Source organism: Flavobacterium sp. N1736, assembly GCF_025947065.1.
Lineage (GTDB): Bacteria > Bacteroidota > Bacteroidia > Flavobacteriales > Flavobacteriaceae > Flavobacterium.
In genome coordinates, this window is record NZ_CP109994.1 from 3652603 (window position 1) to 3668403 (window position 15801).

Genomic DNA, 15801 nt, shown 5'->3' on the forward strand with positions numbered 1-15801 from the left:
ATGATTAGAAAACTACTCTTACTAGTTGAGTCTTTATTCTTTAAATCTTTTTCAGAAAAAGTCTTAACTCACAATTTAAAATTCCTTTTTCTTGCGATGTTTTTTGTTGCTTCATTTACTAATGCGGCTACTAGATATTCAGTAAATAGTGGAAGCTGGAATTCTCCCTTAACATGGTCAGTGAATTCAGGCGGAGCCTCTGGTGCAAGTGTTCCAGTTGCTGGAGATATTGTTTACATTGAGGGACATACAATTACCGTTACAGCAGATGCAGCTTGTACTTCTATTACATTTAGAGGAACTGCTACTAATACTTTGACCGTAAATTCAGGATTTACTTTAACGGTTAGCGGTGCAATAACTGGCGAATCGGCTATTTCAATTTCCAGATCGGCTATTATTAGTGGTGCAGGAACTTTAAATTCTGCTTCTGTGACTGTTGGTACAACTCTAAATCCTACTACGGATATTAATACAGCTATAACTTCAACAATTTCAAATTTCAACATAACAGGAAATTTGACGCTTTATGGTAGTAGAAGTGGAGGAAATGTCAATAATGCTGCATTTTATCTTCAAAGTGGTACTGTCAATCTAGATGGTCAATTAACTACAACTAACGAGAATGGATCAAATACATCGACTTTTTCGATGGCAACCGGAGCACAATCAGGAACCTTATTATTAGGTGCAACTAACAGCCCTTTTACTTTATCAGGTACTGGTTTAAACACAATATCCTTAAATGGTACGGGTGCTACAGTTAATTATGACAGAGCAGGAAATCAAACAATCTATAATACAACTTATAACAATTTAATTACATCAGGGGGAAGCGGGACCAAAACTTTAGCAGCAGCCACAATTGTTAATGGTAACCTAAGTACCGAAGGAGGAACTACTCTTGCAACAGGTAATTTTGGATTAACTTTAGGTGGTAACTTTACAAACGGAGGCGGCATTACAGCAGGCAGTTCAGCAATAACATTGGCAGGGACTTCTAATCAAAGTATTGCCGGTTTTACAACAACAGGAAATGTCACAATGACAAAAACTGGGGGCACAGCAACTTTTACAGGAAATGTTTCAGGTAACACTTTAATATTAAGTGGTAGTAATGGAACGTTAAACTTAGGAACAAGATTATCTCACTCTTTTTTATCTGTAACACTTACAAACGGAACTTTAAATGGAGGAGCAAGTATAATTAATTTATCTGCCACAAATCCATTTAGTGGAACAGCGACTAATTTTTTACCTGCAACCGGTACAGTTAACTTAAATGGTGCCGCACAAAATACACTTCGTTCAAGTTTTTACAATTTAACTTTGTCTGGAAGTGGAACTAAAACATTTTCTGCAATCACAACTATTACTAATATCTTAACCATAACAGGAACTGCTAAAGCTACTTTAGGAAGTTTTGGAACAACACACACAGCGGCAGCTTTAGTAACAGGAGCATTGACGAGATCTTCAGGAGTTTATGGAGGAACAACTTCTTCTGCTCCACCAGCAAATATACTTACAGCTTATTTTAACACTGCAACAAGTATCGTAACAATCAGTACAGATTCATGTATGTCTTTTGCAGGAGTAGCGCCTATAACAAAGGTTACATTGAATAGTTTGAGTTCTGTAACTTCTGAAACCAGCACAACAGCTTACGAGAATATTCCATCAGGTACAGCGACTACAACACTAAACAAAGGAGATTATTACTCATTAGTAGTTAAAGGAAATACAACCGGAGATGTAAATATATATTATACTGCATTCTTTGATTGGAATGGAGACGGGGATTTTGTTGATTCAGGTGAAGGACCAATAGATATTGGAACAATAAGAAATTCTTCAGGAATTGATGAGAAAGCGGCTTCAGTATATTTTCAAGTACCTCCGGGAGCTACGGGTACTTCTATAAAAATGCGCATTATCGGACTTCTTGGTAATACTCCTAATTCAACTCCTTGTACGGTAAATGCAAGTACTGGTCAGGTAGAAGACTATACAATAACGCTTCAGTCAGGATGTACAGGTGTTTTGCCAAGTCCTGTTAGTACAGCTTCAACAGCATCAACTGTTTGTCCGAATGTGCCTTTTACACTTTCACTAGGGAATACTTTTAGTGATGGTGCCACTTATTTATGGGAAAGCTCTTCGTTATTAACAGGTCCGTGGTCAAGTTCGGCAACACCAACAATTGCTTTCTTTAACAGTAACTTTAATGTTGATCAAGCGTCTGGTTCAACTGTTGGAAATATAGCCATTTATGGTGGAACCGATACGCAAATTACAGGCGGGGTAGCAGTCTTAACAGACACTCCGTTAACTGGTCATAATGGAGGTCTTTTGATAGATAAAGCAAATACCGCGAATATTACTCCTTTTACGGTTACTTATAAATATAGAATAGAAGATGGCGGAACAGTAGGTGCCGATGGTCTGAGTTTAAGCTACGGCGGTGGTTTTGCAGCTGATGCCGGAGGTGGCGAAAGCGGAGAAGGATCAGGACTTAGAATACAATTTGATACTTATGATAACGAAGGCGTTGCTGAGGGAAGCCGTGTTAGAATACTATATAATAACACTTCTATTTTTAATACAGCAATAAACGCCCCTTTCAATTTAAGAACTGCTACTTATAAAGATGTAAATTTATATGTTGATACTGATGGATATTTAACATTAGGCATTCAAAATCCTTCAGGAACAATGGAAACAGTGGTTTCTAAATTGTTATTACCTGGTTTTGCAGCAGCAGACAAAACAACTTGGAAGTTTAAGTTTTCTGCCCGTACCGGTGGATCCAAAGATAAACATAGTATTGATGATCTAAATATTACTTTCTTAGATTCGGCAAATTCTAAAGCTAAATTTACAACATCTCAAACAGTAAAAACATATTATCGGGCTACAATAACTTGTGGTGCTTCTTCTGTAATATCTACACCTGTTTTAGTTGATATGACTTCTGCTGTTATAACAACTCAGCCAGCTGCTCCTTTGGCTGTTTGTTCTGGTGCCGGTACACGATCAATTACAGTTGCTGCAACAGGATCAGGGTTAACATACTCCTGGAGATTAGCAGGAACTCCTGTTGTTAATGGAGGTGTAATTTCTGGACAAGGAACCAACACACTTACGCTAACAAATCCTACAGGAACAAATGCAGGTAATTATGATGTTGTTATTAATGGAGCATGTTCATCAACAGTAACATCAACACCTGTAACAGTAGTGGTTAATCCTTTACCAACACCAACATTTACTGCACAGCCATTAACATCAACGTGTATTGGTACTTCTGTTACTTATACAACAGAGCCATCAATGAGTAATTATGTTTGGGGATTCCCCGGAGTTGCAGGAACTGATTATGCGATTGTTTCTGGTGGAACTGCTGCAGACAATACTGTGACTTTAACCTATAAAACGACAGGAAGCAAAACAGTAACGATCAATTATAAAACTGTTCCAAACGGATGTACTGCAGTTTCTGCAACATCATCATCTGCCGTTACAGTAAACGCTTTGCCAACACCAACATTTACCGCACAGCCATTAACCTCAACATGTATTGGTAGTTCTGTTACTTATACGACAGAACCATCAATGAGTAATTATGTTTGGGGATTCCCCGGAATTGCAGGAACTGATTATGCAATTGTTTCTGGTGGAACTGCTGCAGACAATACTGTGACTTTAACCTATAAAACGACAGGAAGCAAAACAGTAACGATCAATTATAAAACTGTTCCAAACGGATGTACTGCAGTTTCTGCAACATCATCATCTGCTGTTACAGTAAACGCTTTGCCAACACCAACATTTACCGCACAGCCATTAACCTCAACGTGCATTGGCACTTCTGTTACTTATACGACAGAGCCATCAATGAGTAATTATGTTTGGGGATTCCCAGGAGTGGCAGGAACTGATTATGCGATTGTTTCTGGCGGAACTGCTGCAGACAATACTGTGACTTTAACCTATAAAACGACAGGAAGCAAAACAATAACGATTAATTATAAAACTGTTCCAAACGGATGTACTGCAGTTTCTGCAACATCATCATCTGCTGTTACAGTAAACGCTTTGCCAACACCAACATTTACTGCACAGCCATTAACCTCAACATGTATTGGTAGTTCTGTTACTTATACGACAGAACCATCAATGAGTAATTATGTTTGGGGATTCCCCGGAGTTGCAGGAACTGATTATGCAATTGTTTCTGGAGGAACCGCTGCAGACAATACTGTGACTTTAACCTATAAAACGACAGGAAGCAAAACAGTAACGATTAATTATAAAACTATTCCAAACGGATGTACTGCAGTTTCTGCAACATCATCATCTGCCGTTACAGTAAACGCTTTGCCAACACCAACATTTACTGCACAGCCATTAACCTCAACGTGTATTGGCACTTCTGTTACTTATACGACAGAGCCATCAATGAGTAATTATGTTTGGGGGTTCTCCGGAATTGCAGGAACTGATTATGCGATTGTTTCTGGCGGAACCGCTGCAGACAATACTGTGACTTTAACCTATAAAACGACAGGAAGCAAAACAGTAACGATTAATTATAAAACTGTTCCAAACGGATGTACTGCAGTTTCTGCAACATCATCATCTGCCGTTACAATAAACGCTTTGCCAACGCCAACATTTACCGCACAGCCATTAACATCAACGTGTATTGGTACTTCTGTTACTTATACGACAGAACCATCAATGAGTAATTATGTTTGGGGGTTCCCTGGAATTGCAGGAACTGATTATGCGATTGTTTCTGGTGGAACTGCTGCAGACAATACTGTGACTTTAACCTATAAAACGACAGGAAGCAAAACAGTAACGATTAATTATAAAACTGTTCCAAACGGATGTACTGCAGTTTCTGCAACATCATCATCTGCCGTTACAGTAAACGCTTTGCCAACGCCAACATTTACCGCACAGCCATTAACCTCAACGTGCATTGGCACTTCTGTTACTTATACGACAGAACCATCAATGAGTAATTATGTTTGGGGGTTCCCCGGAGTTGCAGGAACTGATTATGCGATTGTTTCTGGAGGAACCGCTGCAGACAATACTGTAACTTTAACCTATAAAACGACAGGAAGCAAAACAGTAACGATTAATTATAAAACTGTTCCAAACGGATGTACTGCAGTTTCTGCAACATCATCATCTGCTGTTACAGTAAACGCTTTGCCAACACCAACATTTACTGCACAGCCATTAACCTCAACGTGTATTGGTACTTCTGTTACTTATACGACAGAACCATCAATGAGTAATTATGTTTGGGGGTTCTCCGGAGTTGCAGGAACTGATTATGCGATTGTTTCTGGTGGAACTGCTGCAGACAATACTGTGACTTTAACCTATAAAACGACAGGAAGCAAAACAGTAACGATTAATTATAAAACTGTTCCAAACGGATGTACTGCAGTTTCTGCAACATCATCATCTGCCGTTACAGTAAATCCTTTACCAACCGCACCAACTGTAGGAACGCCAACTGATATTACATGTACAACATTAGGAAGTGTAACTTTAACGAACTTGCCTGCTGGCAGCTGGACAATATATCAAACAGGATTCGCTTCAAATACAATATACAATTCAGGAACAAGCTATACCGTTACGGGTCTTGCGGCAGGAACTTATCAATTTACGGTAAGTAATGGTACTTGTACCTCGATAGTTTCATCTGATGCTATCATCACCGACCAATCTTCAACAACCTGGAATGGTTCAGTTTGGTCAAATGGTATACCTGATACCACAAAAGCTGCTATTATTGCGGGGGCTTTTACCGTATCGGCAGATTTAAATGCCTGTTCACTTACCATTAATCCGGGAATAGCCATAACAGTACCTTCAAACCGTACGCTGAATATCGTAAACGGACTTACCGTTACGCCAACAGCATCATTAACATTTGACAACCACTCAAGTCTGGTTCAGGTAAACAACAACGGTGTCAATTCAGGAAAGATAACCTATAACCGTATCACTGCGCAGATACGCCGCGCCGATTTCACCTACTGGTCAACACCGGTAAGCCCACAAAAACTTATTGATGTTTCACCATTAACCCTGTCAGATAAATATTTTGGCTTTAATGGCGACAACTGGGTATCAACCAACAGAAACAACAATATGGTAGTCGGAAAAGGATATATCATTCGTGGTCCGCAAACCTATTCAACAACAGCAAAAGCAGATTATACGGCTCCCTTTATTGGCGTGCCAAACAACGGTATCATAGCAGGAGAGACCATGACGGCAGGCAAATACTATTTGGTAGGAAATCCATATCCGTCAGCTTTGAATGCCAAGAAATTTTTAGACGACAACCTGTTTTTAGACGGAACGCTTTATTTCTGGACCCATAATACCCCTGTGGTTTTATCGGGAGCCTACCAATACAGCTCAACCGATTATGCGAGTTATAATTTAACCGGAGGTGTGGCTACAAGTGAATCTGCCCTAAGCGGAAGCATTCCGGGAAACAACAACGCCAAACCATCAGGAAACGTAGGTGCGGGACAATCCTTTTTTATAAGCGCCACAACTGCCGGAACCGTTACCTTTAACAACGGTATGAGACTTGGGGCAGCCAATAACAGCCAGTTTTTTAAATCAGCACAAAGCGATGAAAAACACCGCGTGTGGTTAAACATGACCAATGCAGGAGGTGCTTTCAAACAAATGCTTGTAGGGTATGTGGCAGGCGCAACTAACGAATACGAAAAAAGATACGACGGGGTAAGTTTTGATGCCAATCCGTACCTTGATTTCTATAGCGTTGCCAATGGCAATAACTACGTAATTCAGGCGCGTGCATTGCCTTTTGAAGATACTGATTTGGTTCCCCTTGGATACCGCACTACCATTGCTGGAGATTTCACCATTTCGATCGATGAAGCAGACGGTGATTTAACGAGTCAAAATATTTATATAGAAGACAAAAAAACCAACACCATTTATAATTTAAAAACAGGTAAATACACCTTTACAACCGAAGCGGGAACTTTTGCCGATCGTCTTGTATTGCGTTATACCAACAAAACACTTGGAACGGGAGATTTTGAAAATGTAGAAAATGGTCTTCTGGTTTCGGTAAAAGACAAAACAGTCAAAGTAACTTCTTCAAAAGAAAACATTAAGGAAGTAACGATTTTTGATGTAACAGGAAAACTGCTTTACAATAAAAAGAAAGTGGGAACAAGCGAACTTCAAATCCAAAACCTGCAGTCATCAAATCAGGTACTCTTGGTAAAAGTGACTCTTGATAATGACTTTACAACTACTAAAAAGATTATTTTTAATTAGAAAATCATAATCCGCAAATAAAAAATCCCAAGCTCCTATATGGAATTTGGGATTTTTTTTATTGTTATTTTATTAAGTTATTATGCTTTTTCAATTAAAATACTAACAGCATTTCCTCCAAAACCAACAGCATTAATTAAAACCTTTTTTATTACTTTCTTCTGATTTTGCTTTTCTGAAAAAGGAACATCAATAAAAGTATTATTCTCTATCATTAAAAGCGCCAGTTCTAAACTTAGTATTCCTGAAGCTCCAAAAGTGTGTCCTATTTTCCATTTATTGGTCGTTAATAAAGGTAATTTCTCTCCGAATACTTTTTCAATGGCACGCAATTCTGTTATATCTCCTTTTATGGTTCCGGGCGCATGCATTACGATTATATCAACTTCATCCAAATTATGATCTTTTAATGCCATTTTCATAGACTTTTGAAAACAATCTGCTTCGGCTGAAATCGAAATATTATGTTCTAAAATTTCGGTTGCATACCCTACTCCGGTTACATAAGCAATTGCATTTTCTTTCTCTCCGGCTTCTAAACAACAAACTGCGGCACCTTCGCCCAAAATCATGGTGTTTTGTGTTTTCTCAAAATCAAAAGCAAGATTTGGCCACGATTCGTTTTCCTGATCAATACGCGAATAAATCTTTAAAGCTCGCATTTGGGCAATTGTAAAATCGGTCAACGGAGCTTCACTTCCACCGACCAAAAACTTATCGGCCATTCCGGATTTTAACCATGCCACTCCGTTTAATAATGCATGAAGTGCTGTAGAACATGTAATAGAATGTGAAATTTCCGGACCTGTACTTTGCAAATCGTGTGCAATCCACGACGAAATATTTCCTAACGTAGTTGTTGGCGAAGCTAAGGTTTGTGCTTTTCCGGTATCGATATATTCTTTATAATGTTTTTCGAATAAATCTGTTGCTCCACGCGAAGAACCAATATTGATTCCGAAAACATCATCTTCTTTCCAGCCTGCTTTTTGCACCGCTTTTCGCGAAGCCGCCAAAGCAAATAAAACTGAATCGTCTAAGAATTTATATTTTATGTCAGATTCCCGAACTTCTGCAATAATTTGCTTCGATTCTTCTTCAAGAGCAGCTACAGAAGTTTCTTGTTGGTCTAAAAACTGTTTCGAAAAACAATGTTGATTATCAAGATATTTTTTCCAAACAGCATCAGCATTATTCCCTAAAGGAGAAATCGAAGAAAAGGCTGTTATGGAGATTTTTTGTGTATTCAAAATATTTTATTTAATTGCAAAATGCAAAATTAGACCATTTCAATGGCTTCTTCAATAATAGCATATACTTTTTGAAGCTGCTCATCAGTCATTATGTACGGTGGTAAAACATAAACAATATTACCAACCGGACGTAAAATAACGCCTTTATCAATAAAGAAATTGTACAGTTTTGTACGCATAGATCCGTAATAACTTTCTTCGGAATCTGATTTGATTTCAACTGCAAAAATAACACCCAAAGTTCTGGCTGTGATCACTTTTGTATGCTTTTCGATTTTCTGTTCAAAATTTAAATGGCTTTTATTTATTCTTTCAATATTAGCCTGCATTTCGGGAGTCTGCAACAAATCGATACTTGCCAAAGCTGCCGCACAACCCGTTGGATTTGCTGTAAAAGTGTGTCCGTGAAATAAGGCTTTATTAATATCATCATCATAAAAAGCATCAAAAACTTCCTGCGTAAAAGTGGTAATTGCCATCGGAATTGTTCCGCCCGTTAATGCTTTCGACAAACAAATCATATCGGGCTGTTCAGCAACATAATCCATTGCAAAAGTTTTGCCTGTTTTACCAAAGCCCGTCATTACTTCATCGGCAATCGTCAGGACTTTATTTGCTGCACAAATCTGGATCAGTTTTGCTAATGCTTCCGGCTCATACATCACCATTCCGGCAGCGCCTTGTACCAAAGGTTCAAAAATAAATCCGGCACAATTATGACTTTTAATTACTGCTTTCAAAGCATCAAAACTTGCCTGTTCCTGCCCTTTTACCGGAACCGGAATTCGAACGACATCAATAAACATTCCCTGAAATGCCTGCGTATAAAAGGAGATTCCGCTTGCTGCCATTGCTGCAAAAGTATCGCCGTGAAAAGCATTTTCGAAAGCAATAATTGTCGTTCGCTTTTCATTTTTGTTGAAAAAATACTGAAGCGCTACTTTTATCGCTACTTCAACGGCCGTAGAACCATTATCTGAAAAGAAAACTTTCTGCTGATTTTCAGGTAAAATCTCCATTAGTTTTTCGGCAACTTTTATCGCTGGTTCGTGTGTAAAACCACCAAACAAAACATGTTCTAAAGTCGTTAATTGTTTGTAAATCGCATCGGCAATAAATTTATTGCTGTGCCCAAAAGGGTTTACCCACCACGAAGCAATCGCATCAATATATTCTTTATTATTTTCGTCCCAAAGCAAAGCGCCTTCACCCCTTGAAATTGCAATTGGCGTTTGTGCTGTTTTATGTTGTGTATAAGGATGCCAAAGATATTGGCTGTCTTTTTCTGTTAAAGTCATGGTAGTGAGATGTTTTTTTTGTGAGATGTAAGATGTAAAATGCTGTCATTTTACATTTCACAAATTACTTTTTACATTTTTAGCTTGGGATATATCTTGTGAAATGTAAGACACTAACATTTTACTTTTCACAAATCCCATTTTACAATTCTAATAAGTTGTCTCTGAATAAATCGGCGTATTCTTTAATTACATTTTGATCGAAATACGGTTCTTCATCAATTCTTCCGATGCATTTTATGCCGGTTTTATTGAGAATTAAACTTTCTGTTGATTTGTTTTCGCTTCCGCTAAAGATAATTCCGGCAACCTCTAAACCTCGATTTCGAATGGCTTCAATCGTCAGTAAAGTATGATTGATGCTTCCCAGATAATGTCTTGAAACTACAATCACTTTATAATCGGGCTGAATTAAATCTATGATCGAATCTTTTTCGTTTAACGGAACAAAAATTCCGCCGGCGCCTTCAATAACCAAATGATTATCTGTTTTTGGTTCCTTAATTTGTTTCAAATCAATTGTAATTCCGTCAATTTCTGCTGCCAAATGCGGACTTGCCGGTGTGTTTAATTTGTAAGCATTTGGGTAGAATTGCGATTTGGCACTTCGACTCCCCTCAGTATGACAACTTAATAGATTTTTAACTTTGTGACTGTCAGAATTATCCAAATCTCCTGCCTGCACAGGTTTCCAATAATCTGCTTCTAAAGCTTCAACTACAATTGCCGAAGTTATTGTTTTTCCAACATCGGTAGAAATACCGGTTATAAATAGTTTCATAAACTTTGGTTTCGCAGAGATTCGCAAAGCAAAAAAGATCCACAAAGTCTGTGTCGCTTTGTGTTTTCTTTGTGTATCTCTGTGTAATAATAATTAAAATACAAAGTTAGCCAATAAGGCTAAAACAGCGCTGATTTCTTCTTCTGAATTATAACTGTGAATGCAAAAACGTAAACGTTCCTGACCTTCGGGAACGGTTGGCGACAATATTGGCTTTACATCAAAACCCTTATCCTGTAGCTGTTGAGCCAATTGTTTAACATTTTGATTGCCTGGAATTATTGCCGATTGAATGGCTGATTTACTTCGCACAAACATTGGCTTTAATCCTAATAAATTCTTTTGCTGATTAAAAAACACAATATTCTGACGCAACTTTTCGATTGTTTCTTTTTCGATTTCTAAATGTTGGTAAGCGGTGAGAATTGTAATTACAGAATGCGGTGATAATCCTGTGGTGTAAATAAAGCTTCTGGCAAAATTGACCAGATATTCTTTAAGATCCAAACTGCCTAAAACTGCTGCTCCGTGACAGCCTAATCCTTTTCCAAAAGTCATTATTCTGGCGAAAATTCGATCGTGAAGTTTTAAATATTGCGTTAAACCTTCCCCTTTTTCTCCAAAAACACCCAAAGTATGCGCTTCATCAACAATTAAATAACAATTGTATTTTTCAGAAAGTAAAACTAATTCTTCGAGGTTTGGACTATCACCATCCATAGAAAAGACGGTTTCTGTTACAATGTAAATATTTGTTTCAGGAAACTTTTGAATCAATCGTTCTAAATCTTCAAAATCATTGTGATTGAATTTATACGATTTTGCATTCGACATTATGATTCCGTCCCTAATTGAAGCGTGACTTAATTCATCATACAATATAACATCATTTCTTTGCGGTACAGCGCTAAAAAAACCAACATTGGCATCGTAACCCGAATTAAAAATTAAAGCCGATTCTGCCTCATGAAATTGCGCAATAAAAGTTTCTGCATTTTGGTATGCATCATGATTTCCAGAAATCAATCGGGAACCTGTTGCTCCGTTTTGTATAATTTCGTTTTCTACTAAATAATGGTGTGTCTGCCTGAAAATAGTTTCTGACTTAGAAAAACCAATATAATCATTAGAAGAAAAATCGACAAGATTATTAAAACTTGGCAATTTTCTAAGCGAATTATTTTCCTTTCGATTTTCTAATTTCTGTATAAGATTTTCTGGTAATTTCATAAAAGCAAAGTTATGAAATTGATGTCAATATAAAATTCTTTATGAAATTTGACATAGATAAAGCAATAAAAAAAGCCATTCACAATAGCGAATGGCTTTTAAATTTATTTTGAAATTGTCTTAGTCAACTAAAACAATTACTTTATTGTCTTTCATCTCGATTGTACCTGAATTGATCTCTAATGTATAGGTCTGTTCATTTACTTTCGTGAATTTGCCCGCTACCTCTTTAGAAAAATTAAATTTTGGAGCTGCAATTTTTACAGTTCCTTTTTCCAGAATAGAAACAATAGGAGCGTGATTATTCAATATTTGAAAGCTTCCATCAACTCCGGGTAATGTAACAGATGTTACTTCTCCTGAAAATAATTTTGCTTCTGGTGATACTATTTCTAAAATCATCTTTTTTTAGTTATGAGTTATAAGTTATGAGTTATAAGTTATAAGTGAGTTGAAACTCATAATTTATAACTCATAATTCATAATTATATTAAGCTTCAGCCAACATTTTTTCTCCGGCTTCGATAGCATCCTGAATAGAACCTTTCAAGTTGAAAGCTGCTTCCGGAAGATGATCTAACTCACCGTCGATAATCATGTTAAATCCTTTGATAGTATCTTTAATGTCAACCAAAACTCCAGGAATACCTGTAAATTGCTCCGCTACGTGGAAAGGCTGAGATAAGAAACGTTGAACACGACGTGCTCTTGATACTGATAATTTATCTTCTTCAGATAATTCTTCCATACCTAAGATCGCAATGATATCCTGCAATTGTTTGTATTTTTGAAGAATTTCTTTTACTCTTTGTGCACAGTCATAATGCTCAGCTCCTAAAATTTGAGGAGTTAAAATTCTTGAAGTAGAATCTAACGGGTCAACCGCCGGATAAATACCTAACTCAGCAATTTTACGAGACAATACTGTTGTTGCATCTAAGTGAGCAAATGTTGTTGCCGGCGCCGGATCCGTTAAATCATCCGCAGGAACGTAAACCGCCTGTACAGATGTAATAGATCCTTTGTTTGTAGATGTAATACGCTCTTGCATAGCTCCCATCTCTGTTGCCAAAGTTGGTTGGTATCCTACTGCAGAAGGCATACGTCCTAAAAGTGCTGATACCTCAGAACCTGCTTGTGTAAAACGGAAGATGTTATCAACGAAAAACAATACGTCTTTACCCTGATCAGTTCCTGCTCCATCACGGAAATATTCAGCGATAGATAATCCTGAAAGTGCTACACGTGCACGAGCTCCAGGAGGCTCATTCATTTGTCCAAAAACGAAAGTAGCTTTAGACTCTCTCATTCCCGGCATATCTACTTTAGATAAATCCCATCCTCCATTTTCCATAGAGTGCATGAAATCATCACCGTATTTAATAATTCCTGACTCTAACATCTCACGAAGTAAGTCATTTCCTTCACGTGTTCTTTCACCTACTCCTGCGAATACTGAAAGTCCACCGTGACCTTTTGCGATATTGTTGATCAACTCCTGAATCAATACTGTTTTACCAACACCTGCACCACCAAACAATCCAATTTTACCACCTTTTGCATAAGGTTCAATCAAATCGATTACTTTAATACCTGTGAATAAAACTTCTGATGAAGTTGATAAATCTTCAAATCTAGGTGCTTGTCTGTGAATAGACAAACCGTTTTCTCCTGTTTTTGGCAAGTTTCCTAAACCATCAATTGCATCTCCAATTACATTAAATAATCTTCCATATACATCTGGCCCGATTGGCATTTGGATTGGATTTCCTGTTCCAACTACTTCAAATCCTCTTGACAAACCGTCTGTAGAGTCCATAGAAATTGTACGAACAGTGTTTTCTCCAATGTGAGATTGCACTTCTAGAACTAATAATGTTCCGTCTTTTTTAGTGATTTCTAGTGAATCATAAATTTTTGGAAGTTCAACATCCTTACCGTTGAAAACTACGTCAACTACTGGTCCAATGATTTGAGCAACTTTTCCTATTACTTTTGACATTACTTATGTATTTATTAAATAGCTATTTAGGTTTATCGAAAATACCTCTTTTTTCAGAGCGCAAAGATAATTTTTTAAAATATAAAATCAATATTTTTTTTATAAAAAATACTGCCTTTTTGTTTGATTCCTAAAAGTCAGGCTTCAAATATCTAAAATGGCAATTTTTTTGACAAATGAAAAAAGCCACTACATTTTAGAAACGAGTGGCTTTCTTACTAAAAAAATGGGCTTTACGGCAATACCGCAGGATATAAGATAGGATAATTACCTACGTTTACTCCTTTCAGGTTTGATCCGTATTTCGTATTAATTGCTTCAATAAATTTATTGGCAATAAAAGCGTAACCTCTTGGCGATGGATGAATCCCATCCAGAGAGAAAGTTCCCCCTGTTACAAAAGTAGAAGCCATTGTAAAGTTATTGGCCACTATTCCGCCTTCATCAATTTGTTTCATAATTGTGTTTGCATCTACAAAAGCCAGGCCTTTAGAATCTGCAAGTGATTTTATAATTCCGTTAAATGCATCGGTTGCTGCTTTTAATTCTGCAATTTCTGTTGGAATCAATACATACTTATCCTGTAGCGGATATGTAATTCCAAATTTATCCAAAGGTGCCGGCGGAGCCATTCCTAATCCTGAATTTGCAGCTGTTGGAGCCGCCCCAATAGCAGTTTGTGTTGTTAACAACACTAAGTCTGTTGCAGTTGCCTGGCGTGCCTGTCCAAAAACAGCACCATAAAAAGCAGCTGTCTGAGCACCTAATGTAGGCGTAAAAGCAGCGGTTAACTGAACTGATAAATTTGTCAGTGATTCATCTTTTATCAATAATGGATTTGAAGCCGTTGTTGATAATAAGTTAATTCTTGTTCCTGCTCCAAAAGCAGTTAATGCCTGTTTTAACGGACCGTATAATTGTGAATTCAATGCATTTATCGTAGCTGTACCAACTGCTACATTTCCACTTCCTAATACAGATGCGGTTAAAGGATTATAAGGAACTGTCTTAAAAAACGGAATTGATGTTACATAAGGAATATTTGCCACGACTCCTTTTGCTCCCGCAGAAGTTAAAGTAGTAACAAGTGCGCCATAAGTTCCGTCAAAGCCAACGCCTGCTGCACCAGAAACCGGTGTAATTGGGTTTGTTCCGTCTCCTCCTGAAGTTGCATATCCAAGAACATCATTATTTCCAATCCATAAAGAAAAGAACGTTGGTGTCTGGCTCATGGCATACGCCAATACCGAAGTTGTTCCGTTTGGAGCAAAACGCACATAATACGGATTTGCTGTTCCGCCTGCTAAACCGGCGGGATCTCCATAAGTTGGAGATAATAAATGAAAACTTTTTGCTCCCGGAACTCCTGTATTATTGTAAGGTCCTGCGGCAGCAATTGCCGGATTCAACACTTCTGTTGTTGGTGTTCCGGTTACAGGAACCGGTGCTGTTCCGTTAAAATATAATCTTGGACCAAAAGCAGGATTAAATTGTCCTCCAAAAAGCAGTCCTCCAATATTATCATTTGTATATGGAATTTTAAATTCTCCACCACCAACAAGTTTAAATTGTTGTGCTAAGATGTTTGTATAAGCTCCTTCCTGTCCTTTTTTAAATAAGGCACCATCACTAAAACCTGAAGTCAGGGAATTCCCTAATGCAACATATTTTGAAAAATTAGCAGAACCTGAGGTCAAAGGCAGTCCATCAGCCGAATCGATTACCGTTACCGCATCATCATCACTATTACAGGCTACAAAGGTCAACGAAACCAATAAAAGCCATTTGAAATTTTTTATCATAATTTATATATTTTAAAATTATCACTTTCCGGATTATTCTAAGAGAAGCGAATAACATATTTGTTTTATCTGAAAT

General features: G+C 37.5%; 8 protein-coding genes. 1 reads left to right on the forward strand and 7 read right to left on the reverse strand.

Annotation, left to right across the window (positions count from 1 at the left end; genetic code table 11):
• Positions 1-96 precede the first annotated feature (96 nt).
• On the forward strand, positions 97-7359 hold the full coding sequence (locus tag OLM54_RS15540) for a T9SS sorting signal type C domain-containing protein (RefSeq protein WP_264535486.1): 7263 nt from the start codon (positions 97-99) through the stop codon (positions 7357-7359).
• A gap of 80 nt (positions 7360-7439) precedes the next feature.
• Here the strand turns inward: OLM54_RS15540 and OLM54_RS15545 are convergent, their stop codons facing one another.
• The 7 genes from OLM54_RS15545 to OLM54_RS15575 form a co-directional block, all read right to left on the reverse strand.
• Positions 7440-8609 carry a beta-ketoacyl synthase N-terminal-like domain-containing protein gene (locus OLM54_RS15545; protein WP_264535487.1) on the reverse strand — a complete coding sequence of 390 codons (1170 nt, stop codon included), beginning with the start codon at positions 8607-8609 and terminating at the stop codon, positions 7440-7442.
• Positions 8610-8638: 29 nt separating this feature from the next.
• Complete coding sequence (gene bioA / locus OLM54_RS15550) at positions 8639-9910, reverse strand: adenosylmethionine--8-amino-7-oxononanoate transaminase (protein ID WP_264535488.1); 1272 nt, start codon at positions 9908-9910, stop codon at positions 8639-8641.
• A 142-nt stretch (positions 9911-10052) separates the two neighbouring features.
• Positions 10053-10691, reverse strand: a complete 639-nt coding sequence (bioD, locus tag OLM54_RS15555; protein ID WP_264535489.1) for a dethiobiotin synthase — start codon at positions 10689-10691, stop codon at positions 10053-10055.
• 93 nt (positions 10692-10784) lie between these two features.
• Positions 10785-11921 carry an aminotransferase class I/II-fold pyridoxal phosphate-dependent enzyme gene (locus OLM54_RS15560; RefSeq protein WP_264535490.1) on the reverse strand — a complete coding sequence of 379 codons (1137 nt, stop codon included), beginning with the start codon at positions 11919-11921 and terminating at the stop codon, positions 10785-10787.
• Between the two features lie 120 nt (positions 11922-12041).
• Positions 12042-12323, reverse strand: coding sequence for a F0F1 ATP synthase subunit epsilon (locus OLM54_RS15565; RefSeq protein WP_264535491.1), 282 nt, complete (start codon positions 12321-12323; stop codon positions 12042-12044).
• An 88-nt stretch (positions 12324-12411) separates the two neighbouring features.
• On the reverse strand, positions 12412-13923 hold the full coding sequence (gene atpD / locus OLM54_RS15570; RefSeq protein ID WP_264535492.1) for a F0F1 ATP synthase subunit beta: 1512 nt from the start codon (positions 13921-13923) through the stop codon (positions 12412-12414).
• Between the two features lie 233 nt (positions 13924-14156).
• The gene (locus OLM54_RS15575) at positions 14157-15725 is read right to left on the reverse strand and encodes a G-D-S-L family lipolytic protein (RefSeq protein WP_264535493.1); all 1569 of its coding nucleotides are present in this window, start codon (positions 15723-15725) and stop codon (positions 14157-14159) included.
• Between the last annotated feature and the right edge of the window lie 76 nt (positions 15726-15801).

What these genes read in the sequence shown, in the direction of transcription:
- OLM54_RS15540 (WP_264535486.1), top strand. Translation starts at nt 97, where the DNA reads ATGTTTTTTGTTGCTTCATTTACTAATGCGGCTACTAGATATTCAGTA.
- bioA (WP_264535488.1), bottom strand. Translation starts at nt 9,910, where the DNA reads ATGACTTTAACAGAAAAAGACAGCCAATATCTTTGGCATCCTTATACA.
- bioD (WP_264535489.1), bottom strand. Translation starts at nt 10,691, where the DNA reads ATGAAACTATTTATAACCGGTATTTCTACCGATGTTGGAAAAACAATA.
- OLM54_RS15560 (WP_264535490.1), bottom strand. Translation starts at nt 11,921, where the DNA reads ATGAAATTACCAGAAAATCTTATACAGAAATTAGAAAATCGAAAGGAA.
- OLM54_RS15565 (WP_264535491.1), bottom strand. Translation starts at nt 12,323, where the DNA reads ATGATTTTAGAAATAGTATCACCAGAAGCAAAATTATTTTCAGGAGAA.
- atpD (WP_264535492.1), bottom strand. Translation starts at nt 13,923, where the DNA reads ATGTCAAAAGTAATAGGAAAAGTTGCTCAAATCATTGGACCAGTAGTT.
- OLM54_RS15575 (WP_264535493.1), bottom strand. Translation starts at nt 15,725, where the DNA reads ATGATAAAAAATTTCAAATGGCTTTTATTGGTTTCGTTGACCTTTGTA.